Origin of the sequence: Luteibacter flocculans (genome assembly GCF_023612255.1) — a bacterium.
GTDB classification, from domain to species: domain Bacteria; phylum Pseudomonadota; class Gammaproteobacteria; order Xanthomonadales; family Rhodanobacteraceae; genus Luteibacter; species Luteibacter flocculans.
This window is the reverse complement of the sequence record NZ_CP063231.1, coordinates 756,274-777,681: the sequence shown is the minus strand read 5'-3', so window position 1 is coordinate 777,681 and position 21,408 is coordinate 756,274. Positions and strand designations below refer to the sequence as shown.

Genomic DNA, 21,408 nt, shown 5'->3' with positions numbered 1-21,408 from the left:
TCCATGCAATACATCTACACCATGAACGGGGTGAGCAAGATCGTCCCCCCGAAGCGCCAGATCATCAAGGACATCTCGCTGTCGTTCTTCCCAGGCGCCAAGATCGGCCTGCTCGGCCTGAACGGCGCGGGCAAGTCCACGGTGCTGCGGATCATGGCCGGCGTCGACAAGGACTTCCAGGGCGAAGCCCGCGCCAATCCCGGCACCAAGATCGGCTACCTCGCGCAGGAGCCGGATCTCGACCCGGAGAAGACCGTCCGCGAAGCCGTCGAGGAAGGCGTATCGGAAGTGCTCGACGCCCAGAAGCGGTTGGAAGAGGTATACGCGGCCTACGCCGAGGAAGGCGCCGACTTCGACGCGCTGGCGAAGGAGCAGGAACGCCTTGAGGGCGTTCTGGCCGCCAACGATGCCCACGCCCTGGAACGCCAGTTGGAAGTCGCGGCCGACGCCCTGCGCCTGCCGCCATGGGACGCCAAGATCGGGCCGCTGTCGGGCGGCGAGAAGCGCCGCGTGGCGCTGTGCCGCCTGCTGCTGTCCAAGCCCGACATGCTCCTCCTCGATGAGCCCACCAACCATCTGGACGCCGAATCGGTGGACTGGCTGGAAACCTTCCTCCACGACTACCCCGGCACGGTGGTCGCGGTCACCCATGACCGCTACTTCCTCGACAACGCCGCCGAGTGGATTCTCGAGCTGGATCGCGGCCGCGGCATTCCCTGGAAGGGCAACTACACCGAGTGGCTCGTGCAGAAGGACGAGCGCCTGAAGCAGGAAGCCCAGCAAGAGAAGTCGCGCCAGAAGGCCATCCAAAAGGAACTCGAATGGGTGCGCTCCGCATCGAAGGGCCGCCAGTCGAAGGGCAAGGCGCGTCTCAACCGATTCGAGGAACTCAACTCGGTCGAGTACCAGCGCCGTAACGAAACGAACGAGATCTTCATCCCGCCGGGCGAACGCCTGGGCCAGGAAGTGATCGAGTTCAAGAACGTTACCAAGTCCTTCGGCGACCGCGTGCTGATCGAAGACCTGTCGTTCAAGATTCCGCCCGGCGCCATCGTCGGCGTGATCGGTCCCAACGGCGCCGGTAAGTCCACGCTCATGAAGATGATCATGGGCAAGGAAACCCCGGACAGCGGCGAGGTGAAGCTCGGCCACACGGTCAAGCTGGCCTACGTCGACCAGTCGCGCGATGCGCTCGACCCGAAGAACAACGTCTGGCAGGAAGTGTCGGGCGGCTCGGACATCCTCACCATCGGCAACTTCGAGATCCAGTCGCGTGCCTATATCGGCCGCTTCAACTTCAAGGGCACCGACCAGCAGAAGATCGTGGGTCAGTTGTCCGGCGGTGAGCGTGGCCGTCTGCACATGGCGAAGACTCTTCTGCAGGGCGGCAACGTGCTGCTGCTCGACGAACCCTCGAACGATCTGGACGTCGAAACGCTGCGCGCGCTGGAAGACGCCTTGCTGGAGTTCCCCGGCTGCGCGGTGGTCATCTCGCATGACCGCTGGTTCCTCGACCGCATCGCCACGCACATCATCGCGTTCGAAGGCGATTCGCACGTCGAGTTCTTCCCCGGCAACTACAACGAATACGAAGCCGACAAGAAGCGCCGCCTCGGCGACGAAGCCGGTCCGAAGCGCGTGAAGTACAAGAAGCTGGTCTGACCCAGAACTATGGGAGCCGCCATGGCGGCGAAAAGCCAACGAAGCAATGATGCGGCGAGGGGTCTGCCCTCGCCGCCATGGCGGCTCCTACGGGAGACCGCTCCACCGAGGTCCACCCCATGAATTTCATGACCGCCCTCAAGGACGCCTGGCGTCGCAACGACTCGCTGGTCTGCGTGGGGCTCGATCCGGAACCGGGTCGTCTTCCCGCAGGACTGTCGGGTCCGGAAGGCATCTTCACGTTCTGCCGCGACATCGTCGATGCCACGGCCGGCGTCGTCTGCGCCTTCAAACCGCAGATCGCGCACTTCGCCGCGCAGCGAGCCGAGGGCGTGCTGGAGCGGCTGATCGCGCATATCCACGACAAACACCCTGGCATCCCGGTGATCCTCGATGCCAAGCGCGGCGACATCGGATCCACGGCCAAGCATTACGCCAGCGAGGCGTTCGACCGCTACGACGCCGACGCCGTCACCTTGAACCCGTACCTCGGCCACGATTCCGTGGCGCCTTTTTTGGAACGCGCCGACAAGGGCGTGATCCTGCTCTGCCGGACCTCCAACCCCGGCGGCAAGGATTTCCAGGCGCTCGACTGCGGCGGCCAGCCGCTCTACCTGCGGGTCGCCGAGACCATCGCCCGCGAGTGGAACAAAAACGGCAATTGCGCGCTGGTTACCGGTGCCACCTGGCCGGAAGAGCTCGGCCGCGTACGTGCGGTCGTCGGCGACATGCCCTTGCTGGTGCCGGGAATCGGTGCTCAGGGCGGCGATGTGGGTGCGGTCATGGCCCACGGACGGACGGCCGACGGCACCGGTCTGATGATTTCTTCCTCGCGCGCCATCCTTTACGCTAGCGCCGGCCCCGATTACGCCGACCTAGCACATCGAGCGGCGGAAGAAATGAGAAAGTTCGTCAACAGCTTCCGCCAGTGAGCGATAATTTCAAAAGCAGTCGCAAATTGCATGATTTGGCAACTGCAAAAGGCTTACGCTCCCGCTCCACGCTATCGAACAATACCGGGCTCGAAGCGCCTTAGCGTCTCACCGGAGTTGTCATGCCACCTATCAACCGAGGTTTTTCCCAGCGCCTGCATGTCGCATTGGACATGGCTGGCGTCAAGAAAGGCCGCGGGCGCATCACCCAGCTGGCCGATCTTTTCGACGTCAGCCGGGAAACCGCGAGGAAATGGCTCAGCGACCTTGGTCTCCCGGAACTCGAGCGCCAGATCGACATGGCGACCCGGTTCGGCGTGAACTTCGAATGGCTGGCCACCGGTCGCGGCTCGCCCAGCGGTGCCACGGGCGTACGCGAAAGCCCCGCCCTCTACCGCGCCGACTCGCGGGAACAGCTCCGCCTCGTCGGGCTGGTCAGCCGCCTGCCCAAGGAGCGCCGCAAGGCCCTGCTGGTCATCATCGAGGCACTGGCCGACGCGGAGTGACCCGCGCCGGCCGCAGGCTCAGTCGTCCCCGATGTCCATGCCGGGGAACATCACGTCGGTAAACCCGAACTTCGTAAAGTCGGTGATGCGCGAAGGATATAGCCGTCCAATCAGGTGATCGCACTCGTGCTGGACCACGCGGGCGTGGAACCCTTCGGCGGTGCGATCGATGGGCTGGCCCTTCGGGTCCACCCCTTGATAGCGGATCAGCGAGTAGCGGTTCACCGCCCCGCGCAGGCCGGGTACGGAAAGGCAGCCTTCCCAGCTCTCTTCCATGTCTTGGGACAGAGGCGTGATGACCGGATTGAGCAGAATCGTCTGCGGCACCGGCGGGGCGTCCGGATAGCGCTCGCTGCTGTCGAAGCCGAAGATCACCAGTTGCAGGTCGACCCCGATCTGGGGCGCAGCGAGGCCTACGCCGCCGGCGTCGTGCATCGTGTCGAACATGTCCTCGATGAGCTGGTCCAGCTCGGCCGAGCCGATCATCGCCTCCGGTACGGGCGGGGCGATGCGCAGAAGGCGCTCGTCGCCCATCTTGAGGATCTCGCGAATCATGGTGGTTCCCTGGGGAATGGGGAGACCCCAGCATGGCGCCGGACGCCCCTCGGCTCAAGCCTCCTCAGGGGGCCCCATGGCGTCAATCCGGCATGCGCCATTCGACCAATGGCTAATGCCGGAAACCGGTCCCAGCGATTGACCCCCACCGGCACGGGGGACGACCCTTGGAGCATCCGCAAGGGGAGCTCCAAACCATGCACAGCGCCATTCCAAAACCGAGCCCCGCAGGCAAGATCCTGTGGGCCGCCATCGCCATCGTCGGGGCCTGGTGCCTCGGCGTCGTCGCCCTGCGACGGGGCGAGCCCATCAACGCCATCTGGCTGGTGACTGCGTCCATCGCCGTCTTCCTGATCGGCTATCGCTTCTATAGCCGCCTGATCGCGAACCGCGTGCTCCAACTCGATCCCTCGCGCGCCACACCTTCCGTGCTCCGCAACGACGGCCTGGATTACGTGCCTACGGATCGCTGGGTGGTCTTCGGCCATCACTTCGCCGCGATCGCGGGCGCCGGACCGCTCGTGGGCCCGGTGCTCGCCGCGCAGATGGGCTACCTGCCGGGCACGCTGTGGATTCTCGTCGGCGTGGTGTTCGCAGGCGCCGTGCAGGACTTCATGATCCTCGGCCTCTCGCTTCGCCGCGACGGCCGCTCGCTCGGTCATATGCTGCGTGAAGAGCTGGGCGAAGTCCCGGGCGTCATCGCCATGGTGGGCGTGCTGGTGTTGATGATGATCGTGCTGGCGGTACTCGCGCTGGTCGTGGTCAAGGCACTGACGCACAGCCCATGGGGCACCTTCACCGTCGCCGCGACGATTCCCATCGCGCTGCTCATGGGCCTGTACCTTCGCTATATCCGCCCCGGCCGCATCCTTGAGGTTTCGCTCATTGGCCTGGTGCTTCTGCTTGCGTCGATCTGGTACGGCAAGACGGTAAACGACACGCCCGCCCTCGCCGCGCTGTTCGACTTCGACGCAAAGGCGCTGGCCTGGCTGCTGATCGGCTATGGATTCTTCGCCTCGGTATTGCCGGTGTGGCTGCTGCTCGCGCCGCGCGATTACCTGTCCACGTTCCTCAAGATCGGCACGATCGCCCTGCTCGCGCTCGCGATCTTCCTCGCCGCACCCACGCTGCAGATGCCGGCGATCACGAAGTTCATCGATGGCACGGGGCCGGTCTTCGCCGGCAACCTGTTCCCGTTCCTGTTCATCACCATCGCCTGCGGTGCGGTATCCGGCTGGCATTCGATCATCGCGTCGGGTACCACGCCGAAGCTGCTCGCCAACGAAGGCGAAGCGCGCATGGTCGGTTACGGCGGCATGCTGATGGAGGCATTTGTGGCGATCATGGCGTTGATCGCCGCGGCTTCGTTGCATCCGGGCGTGTACTTCGCCATGAACTCCCCCGGCGCCCTCGTGGGCACCACCGCCGAGCAGGCGGCGCAGACGATCAGCAGTTGGGGTTTCCTGGTCACGCCGGCCGAACTCACCGACACGGCACGCAACATCGGCGAGGGCACGATCCTCGGTCGTGCCGGCGGTGCACCCACCCTGGCCGTGGGCATGGCGCAATTGCTCCACGGCATCATGCCCGGCGAGGGCATGATGGCCCTGTGGTATCACTACGCGATCCTGTTCGAAGCCCTGTTCATCCTCACCACCGTCGACGCCGGCACGCGTGTCGGGCGCTTCATGATCCAGGAACTGGCCGGCATGGCCTGGGCGCCGCTGAAACAGACGGACTCGTGGATCGGCAACGTGGTCGCCACCGTCATCTGCGTGGGGCTGTGGGGCTACTTCCTCTACCAAGGCGCCGTCGATCCGCTGGGCGGCATCAACACGCTGTGGCCGTTGTTCGGCATCGCCAACCAGATGCTGGCCGCCATCGCGCTGATGCTTGCCACGGTCGTGACGGTGAAACTGAAGCGCGAGCGCTACGTGCTCGTGCCGGCGGTGCCGGCGGCATGGCTGGTGATCTGCACGCTGACTGCGGGCTGGCAGAAGATCTTCGATGCGAAGATCAGCTTTACTGCCGCCGCACAGAAGTACGCGGACGCCATGACTGCGGGCAAGATGCTTGCGCCGGCCAAGACCACCGACGACATGCAGCGCATCATCACCAACAACCGCGTGGACATGGCCCTCACCGCCCTGTTCATGCTGCTGGTGCTGACCATGCTGTTCTTCTCGCTGCGCGCGATCGTCCGCGCCTGGCGAGCCAACCATCCGACCGCGCACGAGGAACCGTACGTCGCGCTGTCGAGCGTGGCGCCGTAAGGAGGCCAGCATGAGCACGAACCTGTCGGCAGGGCCGCGCTCGCTGTGGAAGTGGGCGGTGCAAACCGCCCGCCTCTGCTGCGGCGTGCCCGATTACGACGTCTACGTGAAGCACCTGCGCGAGCACCATCCGGAGCGCCCGGTGCCGAGCTACGACGCATTCTTCCGCGAGCGCCAGGAAGCGCGCTACCGCGGCACCGGCGGACGCTGCTGCTAGAAGCAGAAGCAGCGTCCCTGCGAACATGCCGCGGCGATCAGCGGCGTCCCTTGCGCATATTGCTGCGCGAGTCGACGATCATGGCCCGCATCGCCGTCGCGGCTTCATTGGGACGACGACGACGGATCGCCTCGTAGACGGCGCGATGGTGCGGCAGCGAGTACTTGAAGTGACGCGCCGTCTTCGCCGACATCACGAAGAACGTGGCGAGCGCCGTCTCGATCACCGCGAACAGCGAGCCGAGCAGTTCATTGCTGGTCGCCATCAACACCGCTTCGTGAAAACGCAGGTCCGCCTCGGCCCAGGCTTCCAGGTCGGGCGCATCTTCCATCGCCTCCAATGCCACGGCGATCGCCTCCAATTGCTCGGGCGTCCGCCGCCGCGCCGCCGCCATCACCGCCGCGGGCTCGATGATGCCGCGCATCTCGACCAGCTTTTCCACGAAATCCTCGGTCGGCATCGCGGCGCAGCGCCAGGCCAGCACGTCGGGGTCGAGGTGATTCCAGTAGCGCGGATCGCGCACGCGCATGCCGGTCTTCTGGCGCGTCTCGATCAGTCCTTTGGCAGCAAGCACCTTCAACGCCTCGCGCAGCACCGTTCGGCTCACCGCCATCTGCGTGGCGAGCTGGGCCTCCCCGAGGAGCGCATCCCCGGGCTGGAGCACGCCACCGACGATCGATTCGCCGATGTCCTCGATCACCTGCGCGTGCAGGTTCTTCGCCCCGTCCTTTCTCGATGCCATGCTCGTCCGCCCTGTCCCGTTCGCCGCCCATCCTAATGGCAGCGAGCGTAGCGGCGATGACGCAGCGCAACTTGCCGGGCCACGAAACCCCGCGCCTGAAAGCGGATCGTGGAGACGCTACACCTCGTGATGCAACGCTTCCGCGGGCTTGCGGCGACGAAAGCGCGGTGCCAGTTCCACCATGTACATGGCAGCCAGCACCAAGGCGCCCCCGCCGAGCATGCGCGGCGTGAGCACGTCCACACCGAGCAGCACGGCGAAGCCCGCCGCGAATACCGGCTCGGTGGTCATGACGATGGCCGCTCGCGTGGCCGGCATATGCGCCTGCGCCCAGGTCTGCACCAGCATGGCGAACGCGCCCGCCACCAGCGCCATGTAGAGCACCGAAATCCACGCAGCCGCATCGGGCGGGAGGGTCGGACCGCCGTGCGGCAAGGTGATGAGCAGGCAGACCGCGGCAATGCCGACCATCTGGATCGCGGACATGCCGAACGCATCGCCGGGCTTGGACCAGTGACCCAGCCCCACGATGTGCAACGCGTACAGCGCTGCCGACGCCAACGTCAGCAGCACGCCCGCATCTACTGAGAAACCACTCAGAGCGAGCACGCCGAGGCCCAGCGTGGCGAGCAGCACGGCCAACCATGTGGTCCACGGCATGCGCTGACGGAAGATCAGCAGCGAAAGGATCGGCGTGATGACCACATACATGCCGGTGACGAAGCCACTGACGCTGGGCGACGTGCGCGCCAGTCCTTCCGTCTGCAGCCACTGCGCCAGGCCGTAGAGTACGCCCAGGGCCAGGCCACGCAGCAACGACGCGCGACCGAGCCGACGTAGCGGCAGCGCGAACAGCAGCACCATGGCGATGGCGGCAATGGCGAACCGAACCGCGAGGAAATCCGCCACGGGCATCCGCCCGACCACCCCCTTGATCAACGCGAAGGTGGAGCCCCAAATGGCCGTGACGGCGAGCAGGCCGAGGGTAGCGAGACCGGCGCCGCGGTGGCCGTCGCTCATCGACGTTTCCGCAGCAACTGCCCCGGGATCTTCAACAGGAAATGCGACCAGATGCCGAGCCAGACCAGCATGCGCACGAACACGTTGCGTGCGGCGGGATCGTGCCGGCGGAACCACAGGTACATGCTGCGGTGCTTGTGTCGGCTGACGAACACGGGCCGATGCCGGCTCGATCCGCCCTTCCCGTGCAGCACGCGCACGTCGCCCGCGAGCAGCACCTTGTAGCCCGCATCGCGGGCACGACGGCAAAGATCCATATCCTCGCAGTGGAGGAAGAACGTTTCGTCGAAACCGCGCAGGCGCTCGAAGACGGAGCGGGACATCAGGATGATGGCACCGGAAACGATTTCCACCTCCTCCGCGCCACCGGGGATGGGACCGTCGATGTCGATGCCGGCATCGCCGCCGCGACCGAGCTTGGTCGCGAGCGCACGGCGCAGCAGGGGGTCGCGCCGGCGCGAGGCGGGATCGGGCTGTCCCTCGGCGTCGCAGACGACGGCACCCACGATGCCCGTATGGACGTCCATGTGCGCGGCCATGCGCCGGATCGTATCGGGCTGCACGAGGCAGTCAGGGTTGAGCACCAGGATGCGCGCGCCGCGCGATTGCGCGACGCCACGATTCACTGCAGGGCCAAAGCCCAGGTTGGCGCGGTTGTAGACGATTCGCACCCGGTCGTCGTCCGCGTAGGCGCGATCGAGCGACTCGGGGATGCCGTCAGTGGACCCGTTGTCCACGACGACGACGTTCACCGGCACGTCGCTCGCCAGGGCGTGCTCCACGCACTCGCGCGTCAGCGGACCGCTGTCGGCAAGAACAATGATGACGCTCGTGACAGGCATATTGGCCACGGTGCGGTGCCTCTCGTCAGCCCACCCACGCGCGCGCGTTGCGGAACATCCGCATCCAGGGGGAATCCTCGCCCCACTGCTCCGGATGCCAGCTCAACTGCGCCGTGCGGAACACGCGCTCGGGGTGCGGCATCATGATCGTGACGCGCCCGTCGGCCGCGGTGAAGGCAGCCAGGCCACCCGGCGAACCGTTCGGATTCAACGGGTAGCTCTCGGTCGGCTTGCCGCGGTTGTCCACGAAGCGCGCGGCGGCGTGGCTCTTGGACGGGCTGCACACGCTCGGGAAATGCACGCGACCTTCGCCGTGCGCCACTGCGACCGGGATGCGCGAGCCGGCCATGCCACGGAAGAAGATGCTGCCGGAGTCGAGGATCTCGAGCGTGGCGAGGCGTGCCTCGTACTGCTCCGACTGATTGCGCAGGAACTGCGGCCAATGCTTCGCGTCCGGAATGATGTCCTTGAGACCGGACATCATCTGGCAACCATTGCACACGCCCAGGGCGAAGCGGCTGCCATCCTCGAAGAAGCGCGCAAACTGCTCGCGCAACGCGTCGTTGTAGAGAATGGAGGTCGCCCAGCCACGGCCGGCGCCAAGCACGTCGCCATAGGAGAAACCGCCGCACGCGGCAAAGCCGACGAAGTCCTTGAGATGGTGGCGACCGCTGGCGAGGTCGGTCATGTGGACGTCCACCGCCTCGAAGCCGGCGCGATCGAATGCCGCTGCCATTTCCACCTGGCCGTTGACGCCCTGCTCGCGCAGGATCGCCACGCGCGGACGGACACCCGTGGCGATATACGGCGCAGCGATGTTCTCCGTCGGATCGAAGACGAGCTTCGGCGAGATGCCCGGATCGACGTCGTCGAGGCGCCACTCGTTTTCCTGATCCGCGCTCTGCGGGTTATCGCGCAGGCGCTGCATCGCGTAGCTGGTTTCATTCCAGGCGCGGAACAGCTCGGTCCAGTTCCACTTGAACGGCGTCTCGCCGCCGAGGTGCAACTTGATGCCAAGCTTTTCCTTCGGGCGGCCCACGTTATGGGTCATGCCGGCGAGGTTGTACTTGACCAGCAATTGCTCGAAGGCCTCGCGATTGGCCGACGCCACCTGCACGACGGCGCCAAGTTCTTCATTGAACAGCGCGCGAAGCGTTGCTTCTGCCCAACCGTCCAGACGCAGCTCAAGACCGCAACGACCGGCGAAGGCCATTTCCAGCAGCGTCACGATGGCGCCGCCATCGGAACGGTCGTGGTAGGCCAGCAGCAGGCCGGCGCGGTTGGCCTCCTGGATCAGCTCGAACATCGCGCGCAGGCGCTTGGGGTCGTCGAGATCCGGCGGGACGCCGCCCCCGCGATTGAAGACCTGGGTGAGCGCCGAACCGCCGAGGCGATCGCGGCCCGCGCCGAGATCGATCAGCCAGAGATCGGTGTCGCCGCGATCGAGCCGCAATTGCGGCGTGAGCGTGCGACGCACGTCGTCCACACGGGCGAAGCCCGTGATGACCAGCGATACCGGCGACACGGTCTTCTGCGCCTTGCCGCTCTCGTCGGTCCATACCGTCTGCATGGACAGCGAGTCCTTACCCACGGGGATCGAGATATCGAGCGACGGGCACAGTTCCATGCCCACGGCACGCACCGCATCGAACAGCGCAGCGTCTTCGCCCGGATGATTCACGGCGGCCATCCAGTTCGCCGAGAGGCGCACTTCGTCGAGCGTGATCGACGCGGCGGCGAGGTTGGTCAGCGCCTCACCCACGGCCATGCGTGCGGCGTCGGCGCTGGACAGCAGCGCGACAGGAGCGCGCTCGGCCATCGCCATGGCTTCGCCGGTGTAGCCGTCGAAGTCGGTCATCGTGACCGCCACGTCGGCCACGGGCACCTGCCACGGACCGACCATCGGATCGCGCGCGTTGAGGCCACCGACGGTACGGTCGCCGATAGTGATGAGGAAGCTCTTGCTTCCCACCGCCGGCAGGCGCAGCACGCGCATCAGTGCTTCGTCCATGCCGATGCCGGTCAGGTCGGCCACCAGGTCCACGCGCGGCTTCACGCGCACGGCGTCGCGGTGCATGCGCGGCGGCTTGCCAAACAGCACGTCCATGCGCAGGTCGATCACGGTGATGTCGCGACGCGTGTCGCGCACCAGCAGGCGCGGTTCGTCGGTCGCCTCGCCGACGACGGCGAACGGGCAGCGTTCGCGCGCGCAGTATTCCTCGAACAGCGCCAGGTTCTCGCTGCCGATCGCGAGCACGTAGCGCTCCTGCGACTCGTTGCTCCAGATCTGCATCGGCGACAGCGTCGGATCGTCGCACGGCAGCTTGGAGAGATCGATGATGCCGCCCACGCCCGCGTCGTTGAGGATCTCGGGAATGGCATTGGACACACCGCCCGCGCCCACGTCGTGGATGCTGACGATGGGGTTCTCGTCGCCGCGCGCCCAGCACGCGTCGATCACCTGCTGGCAGCGGCGCTCCATCTCGGGGTTGTCGCGCTGTACCGAGGCGAAATCGAGTTCCGCGCTCGAGGTACCCGACGCCACGGACGAGGCGGCACCGCCGCCCAGACCGATGAGCATGGCCGGGCCGCCGAGCACGATCACCTTGTCACCCGCGCGCAGCTTGCGCTTGTCGACGTGTCCCGGGCGGATCGCGGCGAGGCCGCCTGCGATCATGATCGGCTTGTCGTAGCCGCGACGCACGCCCTTGTCGCCTGTTTCCTGCTCGAACGTACGGAAGTAACCGCCGAGCGCGGGACGACCGAATTCGTTGTTGAACGCGGCCGCGCCGAGCGGACCGTCACGCATGATCTCGAACGCCGAGGCCATGCGCGGCGGTAGCGGGCGATCCTTCTCCCACGGGCGCGGAAGGCCGGGAATGCGCAGATGCGAGACGGAGAAGCCGGTGAGACCGGCCTTGGGCTTGCCGCCGCGGCCCGTCGCGCCTTCGTCGCGGATCTCGCCACCGGCACCGGTGGCGGCACCCGGCCACGGCGCGATCGCCGTCGGGTGATTGTGCGTTTCCACCTTGATCGCATACGGCGCGGCTTCCGCGACCGTGCGGAACACGCTGTCCTTCGGGTCGACGAAGAAACGCTGGCCCTCGTAGCCTTCGATCACCGCCGCGTTGTCGTGATACGCCGAGAGCGTATGCGCAGGCGAATGCTGGTGGGTGTTCTTGATCATGCCGAACAGCGACGCCGGCTGCTCAGCGCCGTCGAGCGTCCACGTGGCATTGAAGACCTTGTGCCGGCAATGCTCCGAGTTCGCCTGCGCGAACATCATCAGCTCGGCGTCGGTCGGCGCGCGACCCATCTCCGCATAGCGCGTGGCGAGGTAGTCGATCTCGTCGTCGGCCAGGGCGAGGCCCAGCGACGCGTTGGCCGCCGACAGCGCGGCCACGGCATCGTTGCCCAGATCGATGCGACCGAGCGCACCCGGTTCGCCCGCCAGGAACAGGCCGGACGCCTGCTCCAGCGAATCCAGCGGCGACTGCACCATCGGATCGCAGAAGGCTGCCATGACCGCGGCGTAGGACGCGTCATCTTCTGCCGGCATGCCGGTGACGCGCCACGCGGTGCCGCGCTCCACACGGCGCACGTCGAAGCCGGCACCATGCAGGATGTCGGTGGCCTTGCTCGACCACGGCGAAATCGTGCCCAGACGCGGCACGACCCAGAACGTGGCATCTTCCGGACCGGTGCTCTTCGCCTCCAGCACGGCAAGCAGACGCACGCGTGCCTCGCCTTCCGGCGGGACGTCGGCGTCGACGAAGTAAGTGAACCAGGCGGCCTGCACCCGCGTCCCGTGATGCAGGGCATCCAGGTGGGCGTTCAGTCGTTCGAGGCGAAAAGGCGAGAGGGCGCTCTGCCCGTCGAGTGCGATCATGCGGGGGAAAAGGCGCTGCAGGAAAACGCCCATTCTACATGATGTTGCGCGGCAGCATGGTCGGGCCTCCGGCGCCTACGGAAGCCGCCGATGGGAGCCGCCGGTGGGAGCCAGCCTGCTGGCGATGGGAGCTCGCCTCGCCGCTACACCGCTTCGTTGGCTTATCGCCACCAGGGTGGCTCCCACCAATGTTTTTCAACCGCCGCGATGGGAACCGGTGGGAGCCAGCCTGCTGGCGATGGGAGCTTGCCTCGCCGCTACACCACTTCGTTGGCTTATCGCCACCCGGGTGGCTCCCACCAATGTTTTTCAACCGCCGCGATGGGAACCGGTGGGAGCCAGCCTGCTGGCGATGGGAGCTTGCCTCGCCGCTACACCACTTCGTTGGCTTATCGCCACCCGGGTGGCTCCCACCAATGGTTTTTAAACTGCCGCGATGGGAACCGGTGGGAGCCAGCCTGCTGGCGATGGGAGCTTGCCTCGCTGCTACACCGCTTCGTTGGCTTATCGCCACCAGGGTGGCTCCCACTGGTGTGTTTTTCAGCCGCCGCGACGGGGGGTGCCGGCAGGGGCTTCCAGGGCCTGAAGCAACTGGGCGGGCGTCACGTAGCCGCCGACCACGTCCCCGTTCTCGGTCACGATGGTGGGGGTGCCGTTCACGCCCAGGCGTTCGCCCAGCTCGAATTCGTCCTTCACGGGGTTCGCGCAGGTCGCCGCCTTGGGGGTGGCGCCCTTCATCGCCTCGTTGAAGGCGTTCTTGCGGTCGGCACTGCACCAGACGGACACCGCCTTGGTGTAAGACGGCGTATCGTTGCCGGCCGTGGTCTTCACGCCTTCGCGCGGCCAGAACACGTATTCGACCGCAATGCCCTGCTTGTTGAACTCGTCGATGTGCGCGTGCAGCTGGCGGCAGAAACCGCAGTCGACGTCGGTGAACACGGTGACGGTGTGCTTCGGGTTGGCCGGCGCGTAGATCAGACGCTGCGATGCCGGCAACTTGGCCAGGGCAGCCTTGCGCGTGGCGGCCCAGCTTGCGGCGCTGAGATCGGTCTTCGACTTGAGGTCGATCAGGTTACCGTTGAGCATGTAACGGCCGTCTGCGCTGACATAAACCATGCGACCCGAGGCCACCACCTGGTAGAAGCCGGGCATCGGCGCCGGGCCGATGCTGTCCACCTGAATGCCCGGGCCGAGGGACTCGATCGCGTCGCGAACGGCTTTCTGGTCGTCGGCGGCACAGGCCGTCATGGCGAACGCACCGGCAAGGATCGCCGGCAGGATTTTCTTCAACATCGGTACGACTCCATCGATGACCGGGGGAAACGCGGGGTGCTTGGAACACGGCCCCGGCGTTCGGTTCCCGATTGTGGCATGCCTCAGCCGCGCGGGTGGTGCTGGGCGTGAAGGCGCTTCAGCCCCTCTTTTGCGACCAGCGTGTAGATCTGCGTGGTGCTCAGCGCACTGTGTCCGAGCAGCATCTGCAGGGCGCGCAGATCCGCGCCGTGGTTGAGAAGATGCGTAGCGAAGGAATGCCGCAGCACATGCGGCGACACCCGCTTCTCGGGAATGCCCACCTGCATCGCGTAGCGCTTCACCAGCGTCCAGAACATCTGCCGGCTCATCGCGTCGCCGCGCCGGGACAGAAACAGGGCGACGGGCTGCCCGTGACCCTTGGCCAGCAACGGGCGCGCGTCGCGCAGATAGGCCTCCACGCGCGCCAGAGCTTCTTCGCCTACCGGCGCGAGGCGATCCTTGCCGCCCTTGCCCGTAACGCGCAGCACACCTTGGCGCGTATTGAGTCCGGCCAACGGCAAATCGACGAGTTCCGATACGCGCAGGCCCGATGAGTACATCAATTCGAGCATCGCGCGATCGCGCAGACCCAGCGGCGTCGTGATGTCGGGCGCAACGAGCAGCGCCTCGATCTCGCGTTCGGCGAGCGCCTTCGGCAGACCACGCGGCATCCGCGGGCGCTGCATCAGCAGCGTTGGATCTTCGCGGCGACCTTCGTCGCGCGCTAGCTGGGCGTAGAAACGGCGGAAGGCCGACTGCCGCCGCGCCATGCTCCGCACGGACACCGGCTGGCTGCCGTGGTATGCGGAAAGATCGTCGCGCCCGGCACTCGCCAGCGTGCGCCCGCGCGTGGCGAGCCAGCGAGCAAGTTGCTGGAGATCGCGCCGATAGGCCTCGAGCGTACGGTCGGCAAGCCCGTCTTCCGCCCAGATACGCTCGATGAAGCGCTCGATCAGGCGTACGTCATCGGCAGACGCTTGGGCGGAGGGAACGGATTCGACAGGGGCCATGCGCAGGATGGTCGCACGACCCGCGCGCCGCACTCAAAGTCGCTGGAGACTCGACTGGTAGCCCGCCACGACGTAGGCCATCTGATACTCGGCCGCGGTCTTGAGCGCCGTGCGATCTTCCGGTGAGAGCTTCGCCTTGCGCGCAGCGAGCGCCAGCTTCTGCATGGCTTCAGCCAGCCCATCGGCGGCCTCGCGGAAACCACTGGCATCGACCGCGGCAATCGCATCCAGATGCTTGTCCGCATCGTCGCGCAACTGCTGGAATTCCGCGGCACCCACATTGTCGTCGCCGTCGAAGGCGCGCATGTGCTGGTCCAGCTCGGGGAAGGTGGAATGCAGGGTGAGGCTCATGACCGCGCTCCTTTAAGGTCGTTTCGGGGGTCCCGCCAAGCTACGCCGACGTCTGGCTCGCGTCGAAACCCAACGCAACGTCAAATCGGCACGGACAACGTAGCGCGTTGATGCAGCGCGAGATCTGGCGTCGTGCCGGGCCTCGCGGCGGCCGGGCATAATGACCCGCCTTCCCAAGACCGATACGCATGAGCGCACTCGACCCTGCTCCCGCCTGGCGCCGTTTCGCCGCCATCGTCTACGACGCGCTCGCCGTGGTCGCCATCGTGATGGTGGTCGGGCTGCTGGCGCAGTTCGCCACGGGCGGCAAGCTCATCGACGAACACGGCCAGGTGCTCGCCGCGTGGTATCGGCCCCTGCAAGGACTCGTGGTCGCTGCGTATTTCCTGGTGTCCTGGGTGCGTGGCGGGCAGACGCTCGGCATGCGGCCCTGGCGTATCCGTGTCACCGATGCCCACGGCAGCGCCGTGACCTGGACGCGCGGCATCGTGCGACTGGTCGTTGCCGCCCTGCCGCTCCTGCTGCTGACGCTCTACCCGCTGACATCGCTGCGTTTCGCGCTCTATGCGCCGCTGATCGGTTGGGCCGTGTGGCTGCTTCCTTGCCTGATCGACCGCCGTCGCCGGGCTCTACACGATCTGGTCGCCGGCACGGAGATCCGCCGGTTGGGGTGAATCGGCTCAGCGACCGAACTGGTCGCTGGCGGGCACCCACGATCCCGAGCTTGGTGAAGGCGCCGGCACGTTCACCTTGATGGTGGCCTCGCACCCAGGCGGCATCGGGCCACCCGAAATGCGCGCCGTCGTACACAGCGCCGTGTTGTCGAGCGCCACCGGTGCCGCCGCGACGCTGGCGCTGTTGGCGGGCGGCAGGTTGTCGGCCAGCGGCTTCGCGGGCGCCATCGTTTGATTCTTCGCCACGGCGTCCTGATTGATCGGCTTGGCCGGCGGGTCGCCGCCGCAGCCGATCGTGAACAGCGACACCGCCTTCATGGCGCCGCCCGTATTGCCCGGTCCAGCCACGCAGTTGATACGGATGCCGCGCGGCAGCGAGATCGTCGGTTTCACGGTGGCCGCCTCGACGCCGTGACGGATCGCCGTATCCACCGACGATTCGCCCTTCGGCGTCCAGGCACCTTCGAAGCGTGTGGCCTTGTAGTCGATGTGCACGCGGGCGCCGGACTGCGGCACGAGATTGCCGTGCGGCTTCAGTTCCACGTACGCCCCCACCTGCCCTGCCTTGTCGCCTTGGCCGCCGACAACGCCATCGTCGCGTTGCGACGTGCCATTCGCCCCGGTCAACCGCTGCCCCTCGTCTACACCCTTGGCCGCACCCGGCGTGCCGCTTTCCGCCGCGGCTCCCGGCGTGTTGGAGCCCGACGCCTCAGCCGTGGTCTGGCCGGGTACGAACGGCTGGGCGGGTGCGCCCTGCGCGGTGCTCTTGGCGCGTTCGGTGTCGGCCTTGCCCTGTTCCGCCTGGTTCTGCGCGGTGGACTGGCCTGCGGCGTTGTCGCCCGGCGCCTGACCGGGGGGAGCGGGTGCGACGTCGGCACCCGCGACGGGACGTTGCAGTTCTCCCGGCGTGACGGCAGGCGCCTGGATGGCCGGAGCGGGACGGTCGGCGGCTGGAGCCGAGACGGTCGGCTTGGCCGTGGCGTCGGGCAGCGGCACAGCCTCGAGGTCGGCCTCGGCTTCCACGGCCGGCGCGTGTACCGCTTCGACGGTCACCGCGACCTTGGGCGGGACCGGACGATGGTCGATCGCCAGGTCGGGCGTCGGCGCGCTGGGCTCGGGCGCGACGGCCGGCAGCGGCGTGTCCTGCGGTGTGGGCGGTGCCGAGGATTCCTCGACTTCCGGCCGCGGGACCGTCGCGAGCGTGATCGCCGTGGTGGGCACAGGCGTGGTGCGTTCCGCGGTGATGGTCGGCGGCGTGGGCGTCACCGCCATCTGCGCGGCCGGCGTTTCCGGCAGCGCCAGCGATGCGGGAGGCGGCATCGGTGCGGTGCCTTCCACCTGCGCCTTGCGCACCGGTTCGGGCTGGAACCGCGGCGGCACGACCTGCGGCTTGGGCGTATCCAGCGCCAGATCGGGCGGCGCCTGCGTCGGCACGGGTACTTTGGCGAGGTCCGGTTGGGGCGGTGGTGCCTTGGGCTGGGTCAGAGGGCGCTGTGCCACGGCCGCTACGCTGGGCGGCGGCGCCTTGGGTTTCACGTCGGGCTTCACGCGCGGCGGTGGCGCCACCGGTACGGCGATGGCCGGCGGCGTCTTGGTCGCCGATGCCACCGCACTGGCGTGCGACCCGCTCGACGCACGACTGGCCTTCGAGTGCGGGGTATTCCAACGCGTCTTCGCCACAGGCGCCTTCGATGGCGTGCCGCGCACGGGTGGCACCGGCGGAGGGGGCTTGTCGATGAGCCGCACCAGCAGTGCATTCTCGTCGGGCGGCGACGGCGGCGGGGGCAGGATGTCGTAGGCCGGCCCGAGGATCATGCCGAACAGGAAAACCAGGTGGATGAGGATCGTGCCCACCCACGCGGCGACGCGTAGCAGGCGATCGCGCGGCCGCTCGCGAAGACGACGGCGGTAGACCAGCGCATGCATCGCGGCTTCCCGCGGGGACACGGGCAGCGCATTAGCAGCGATCGCTGGGTCGCTGTCCGGTCGGAAGGTCTTGGGCATCGTGCGTAGTGTCCATGCTGCGGCGCGCGCGCACAATCGCGACCGTAACGGTAGCTACTGTCCCGTGCGCCGCGCTCGCTCGGCGTTCTCCTGATCCATCGCCTTGAGCGGAATGTCGGACGCGCAGCCCTGCGGCAGCGGCTTGTCGGCGCGGAAGGCAGCGATGCATGCCGCTTCGGTCGGCGGCGGAGGCTGGTCGGGGAGGTCTTTCACCAACGGATTGGCGGGCGCCATGTTGAGCCGCACGTCGCCGTCCTTCTTGGAAGCCTTCGACGGGTCCTCGCCACCGCAGCCGACCGGCAGCACGAAGAACACGGTGGCGCACTTGATGCGCGTGCCATGACCCAGGTCGATCGTCTTCTTCACCGTGGTGCTTTCGATCGCGCGGCGCAGCCCCTTGTTGAGTGCGTTCTCATCGCGCGGCGCCCAATCCTTCTCGAAGCGGGTCTGCGTGTACGTGACCGTGGTCTTGTGCGACATGATTCCGCTGTCGTCGGTCGGCTTGCGCGCCACGAAATCGGCCTGGGTCGTCGACGAGCCCGCCCCTTGCTTCGGCAGCACGATCGAACCGTCCGTACCGAACAACGCGGGCTGCTGGGTCGGTGGGGCCGGCGTATCGGCGGCGGCCGGCGGCGGCGCCTGGTCTTTCGGCGGTTCCTTGGGGCGAGGCGGCTCGGGCCGTGTGGCCTCCGGCGAGCGAACCTTCGGCGGCGGCTCGGTGACGGGCGGCGGAGGCGGCGCCTCGACAGGTGGCGCGGACCGGGTCGGCGCGATGAAGCGGACCTCGAGCACGTCGTTGCGGTCGTCGGGCGAGGCGTAGCCGACGAGCGGGCGAGGCATCATCTCGTAGCGAACCAGCAGCACCAGAAGAATGTGCAGGATGATCGCCACGACCATCGCCAAGATGCGGCGCACACGCTCTCGGGGTGGCGGACGGCGTCCTATCGCGTGCAGGGTAGCGATCGTCGCCGCGTCGATCGGCGCCAGCCCGGCCGGACGCGGCGATGCGTCCGGCTCCAGCCGGTGGGGTTCGACGAACGACGGTGGCGCCTTGCCAGGATATTGCACGCGCGCAGGGCCCCCATGGGCGTGAGAAAGTCGGAAAGCTTAGCGGCGCTCCGCTAAACGGAGCGTAAGCCCCGGCGCTCAGACCGTGCGCGTGCCGGAAGATTCCCCTCGCCTCTTGATTCCGGCGCTCGGAAGGAGAAGGCTTGGCCCGGGCCCTTGCCCGACCACCGCCATGACCGTCCGGACCCCGGACGACCGTGACGGCCCGCCATCGTTACGCCGGGAGGCGTGCGAGAGGGCGACGCCGATCGTGACGTTCGCGTTCCCCACGCGTCCCTTCCACTGAAGGAGGGTCGCATCGTGTCGCCATCCACGGAACGCATCCGCAGCCTCGCCCTGGCCGGCCATGCCGGCGTCGGCAAAACCACCCTGTTCGAAGCCCTGCTTCACACTGGCGGCGCATTGACCGCCATGGGCAGCGTCGAACGCGGCAGTACCGTTTCCGATACCGATCCCATGGAAAAGGCGCGGGGGCATTCGATCGACGCATCGATCGCGTCCATCGCGCGCAACGGTTACCGCATCCACCTGATCGACACGCCGGGCTATGCCGACTTCTGCGGACCCGCACTCGCTGCCCTCGCCGCCGCGGACACCGTCGCCATCGTGGTGAACGCGGCGAACGGTATCGAACACGGCACGCGCAGCATGATGGCGCTGGCGAAAGAGCGCGGCCTCGCGCGCGTGCTCATCATCAACCGGATCGATGCGGAAGGCGTGGACCTGCCCGCGTTGGTGAACGCGCTGCGCGACGAGTTCGGCGCCGAGTGCCTGCCGCTCAACCTGCCCGCGGCCAAAGGACACGCCATACGCGACACGTTCTTCCAGACAGTCGGCGAGACGGATTTCTCGTCGCCCGGCGAAGCGCATCGGCAGATCATCGATCAGGTCGTGGAAATCGACGACGAGGTCATGGAGCATTACCTCGATGCTGGCGAATCCGCACTCAGCGCGGCCGAACTCCGCGGCGCATTGGAGCACTGCCTGCGCGACGGCCACCTCGTGCCGATCGTCTTCACCAGCGCACGCGAAGGCGTCGGCATCGTCGAGTTGCTCGATCTCGTCGAACGCATCCTGCCCTGCCCTACCGAGGTCAACCCACCGCCGTTCCGCAGTGCCGACGGTACGCCGTTCGACATAGCCGCCGACGCGCAGCGGCACGTGGTCGCCGACGTGTTCAAGATCGTCAACGATCCCTTCGTCGGCAAGCTGGGCGTATTCCGCGTGTGGCAGGGCACCGTCCGCAAGGATGCGCAACTCTTCGTCGACGATGGACGCAAGCCGTTCAAGGTGGCGCATCTGTACCGCCTCAAGGGGCGTGAACACGTCGAGATCGACGAGGCCGTGCCGGGCGACATCGCCGCCGTGGCGAAGGTCGACGACGTGCATTTCGACGCGGTGCTGCACGACGCGGCCGACGAAGCCCGCATCCATCTCGACCCCGCCCCGTTTCCCGCTCCCATGTACGGCCTCGCCTTGGAACCCGCGCACAAGGGGCAGGAGCAGAAACTGGCGCAGGCGCTCGCCAAGCTCGCCGAGGAAGATCCGTGCTTCCGCGTGGAACACCACAAGGAACTCAACGAGACCGTGGTGCGCGGGCTGTCCGATCTGCATCTCAAGCTCATGCTCGATCGCATGAAAGCGCGCTACGACGTCGACGTCGTCACACGGCCGCCGCGGATCGCCTACCGCGAAACGATCGCCGCCGATGCCGAGGGTCATCATCGACACAAGAAGCAGACCGGTGGCGCAGGTCAGTTCGGCGAAGTGTTTTTGCGTGTGGAACCGCTGGAACGCGGCGCCGGCTTCGTCTTCGCCGACGAGACCAAGGGTGGTGTCATTCCAGGGCAATTCATGCCGGCCATCGAAAAAGGCGTACGCCAGGCGTTGGAGCACGGCGCCATCGCCGGCTACCCGATACAGGACGTGCGCGTGGTCGTCCACGATGGCAAGCACCATCCGGTGGATTCCAAGGAAGTCGCATTCATCGGCGCGGGCAGAAAGGCGTTTCTGGATGCGGTTTCGCGCGCCCGGCCCCAGATACTGGAGCCGGTGGTGGATCTGGAGGTATCGATTCCAGACCACTATGTGGGCGACGTGACTGGCGGTCTGGCCTCGCGACGTGCGCAGATCATGGGAACCGATTCGCTGCGCGGCGGCGAGACGGCCATCAAGGCCCGCGTGCCCCTGGCTGAACTGGTGGACTACTCGACCCAGCTCAAGGCCATGACCGGTGGGCAGGGACGCTACGCCATGTCGTTCAGTCACTACGACACGGTGCCGCCCGGCGTGCAGAAGAAGCTGATGGAAGCGTGGAAACCCACGGTGGAAGACGATTGAGGCCCGGTCGTCGGCACATCCGTCATGGCG

Annotated in this window: 17 protein-coding genes; 7 read left to right on the top strand and 10 right to left on the bottom strand. The window is 66.9% G+C overall.

Annotated elements, in window-relative coordinates; translation table 11 throughout:
• Positions 1-3: 3 nt before the first annotated feature.
• The 3 genes from ettA to IM816_RS03315 all read left to right on the top strand — a co-directional run bounded on the left by ettA (position 4) and on the right by IM816_RS03315 (position 3,100).
• On the top strand, positions 4-1,662 hold the full coding sequence (ettA, locus tag IM816_RS03325; protein ID WP_250339791.1) for an energy-dependent translational throttle protein EttA: 1,659 nt from the start codon (positions 4-6) through the stop codon (positions 1,660-1,662).
• Positions 1,663-1,781: 119 nt separating this feature from the next.
• Positions 1,782-2,594 (top strand): orotidine-5'-phosphate decarboxylase, encoded by an 813-nt coding sequence (gene pyrF, locus IM816_RS03320; protein ID WP_250339790.1) that lies wholly within the window; start codon positions 1,782-1,784, stop codon positions 2,592-2,594.
• A gap of 122 nt (positions 2,595-2,716) precedes the next feature.
• A complete protein-coding gene (locus tag IM816_RS03315) occupies positions 2,717-3,100 on the top strand; it encodes a hypothetical protein (RefSeq protein WP_072322690.1) in 384 nt (127 codons plus the stop codon).
• Positions 3,101-3,118: 18 nt separating this feature from the next.
• Here IM816_RS03315 and def read toward each other — a convergent pair whose 3' ends face one another.
• Positions 3,119-3,655, bottom strand: a complete 537-nt coding sequence (gene def / locus IM816_RS03310) for a peptide deformylase (RefSeq protein WP_250339789.1) — start codon at positions 3,653-3,655, stop codon at positions 3,119-3,121.
• Positions 3,656-3,852: 197 nt separating this feature from the next.
• On the opposite strand from def, the gene IM816_RS03305 reads away from it, so the two are divergent.
• Both IM816_RS03305 and IM816_RS03300 read left to right on the top strand, forming a co-directional pair.
• Complete coding sequence (locus IM816_RS03305; protein WP_250339788.1) at positions 3,853-5,928, top strand: carbon starvation CstA family protein; 2,076 nt, start codon at positions 3,853-3,855, stop codon at positions 5,926-5,928.
• Between the two features lie 10 nt (positions 5,929-5,938).
• On the top strand, positions 5,939-6,145 hold the full coding sequence (locus IM816_RS03300) for a YbdD/YjiX family protein (protein ID WP_072322687.1): 207 nt from the start codon (positions 5,939-5,941) through the stop codon (positions 6,143-6,145).
• A 37-nt stretch (positions 6,146-6,182) separates the two neighbouring features.
• Here IM816_RS03300 and IM816_RS03295 read toward each other — a convergent pair whose 3' ends face one another.
• The 7 genes from IM816_RS03295 to IM816_RS03265 form a co-directional block, all read right to left on the bottom strand.
• Positions 6,183-6,887 (bottom strand): FadR/GntR family transcriptional regulator, encoded by a 705-nt coding sequence (locus IM816_RS03295; RefSeq protein ID WP_250339787.1) that lies wholly within the window; start codon positions 6,885-6,887, stop codon positions 6,183-6,185.
• 117 nt (positions 6,888-7,004) lie between these two features.
• Complete coding sequence (locus IM816_RS03290; protein WP_250339786.1) at positions 7,005-7,907, bottom strand: DMT family transporter; 903 nt, start codon at positions 7,905-7,907, stop codon at positions 7,005-7,007.
• Positions 7,904-8,749 carry a glycosyltransferase family 2 protein gene (locus IM816_RS03285; protein ID WP_250339785.1) on the bottom strand — a complete coding sequence of 282 codons (846 nt, stop codon included), beginning with the start codon at positions 8,747-8,749 and terminating at the stop codon, positions 7,904-7,906. Before IM816_RS03285 ends, IM816_RS03290 begins: the two co-directional genes overlap by 4 nt.
• Positions 8,750-8,774: 25 nt before the next feature.
• On the bottom strand, positions 8,775-12,638 hold the full coding sequence (gene purL, locus IM816_RS03280; protein WP_250339784.1) for a phosphoribosylformylglycinamidine synthase: 3,864 nt from the start codon (positions 12,636-12,638) through the stop codon (positions 8,775-8,777).
• Between the two features lie 540 nt (positions 12,639-13,178).
• A complete protein-coding gene (locus IM816_RS03275) occupies positions 13,179-13,931 on the bottom strand; it encodes a DsbC family protein (protein WP_083527424.1) in 753 nt (250 codons plus the stop codon).
• 83 nt (positions 13,932-14,014) lie between these two features.
• Positions 14,015-14,941, bottom strand: a complete 927-nt coding sequence (xerD, locus tag IM816_RS03270; RefSeq protein ID WP_250339783.1) for a site-specific tyrosine recombinase XerD — start codon at positions 14,939-14,941, stop codon at positions 14,015-14,017.
• Positions 14,942-14,974: 33 nt separating this feature from the next.
• On the bottom strand, positions 14,975-15,292 hold the full coding sequence (locus IM816_RS03265; RefSeq protein WP_250339782.1) for a hypothetical protein: 318 nt from the start codon (positions 15,290-15,292) through the stop codon (positions 14,975-14,977).
• 188 nt (positions 15,293-15,480) lie between these two features.
• Here IM816_RS03265 and IM816_RS03260 point away from each other — a divergent pair, with 188 nt between their 5' ends.
• Positions 15,481-15,966: an RDD family protein gene (locus IM816_RS03260; RefSeq protein ID WP_250339781.1), complete on the top strand. Its 486-nt coding sequence runs from the start codon at positions 15,481-15,483 to the stop codon at positions 15,964-15,966.
• Between the two features lie 6 nt (positions 15,967-15,972).
• On the opposite strand, the gene IM816_RS03255 is transcribed toward IM816_RS03260, so the two are convergent.
• Together IM816_RS03255 and IM816_RS03250 are read right to left on the bottom strand one after the other, a co-directional pair.
• A complete protein-coding gene (locus IM816_RS03255) occupies positions 15,973-17,970 on the bottom strand; it encodes a hypothetical protein (protein WP_250339780.1) in 1,998 nt (665 codons plus the stop codon).
• A 54-nt stretch (positions 17,971-18,024) separates the two neighbouring features.
• Positions 18,025-19,038: a hypothetical protein gene (locus IM816_RS03250; protein WP_250339779.1), complete on the bottom strand. Its 1,014-nt coding sequence runs from the start codon at positions 19,036-19,038 to the stop codon at positions 18,025-18,027.
• Positions 19,039-19,338: 300 nt separating this feature from the next.
• Between IM816_RS03250 and fusA the strand changes: the two genes are divergently transcribed.
• Entirely contained in the window at positions 19,339-21,378 is a 2,040-nt protein-coding gene (gene fusA, locus IM816_RS03245; protein WP_250339778.1) for an elongation factor G, read from the top strand.
• Positions 21,379-21,408: the final 30 nt, after the last annotated feature.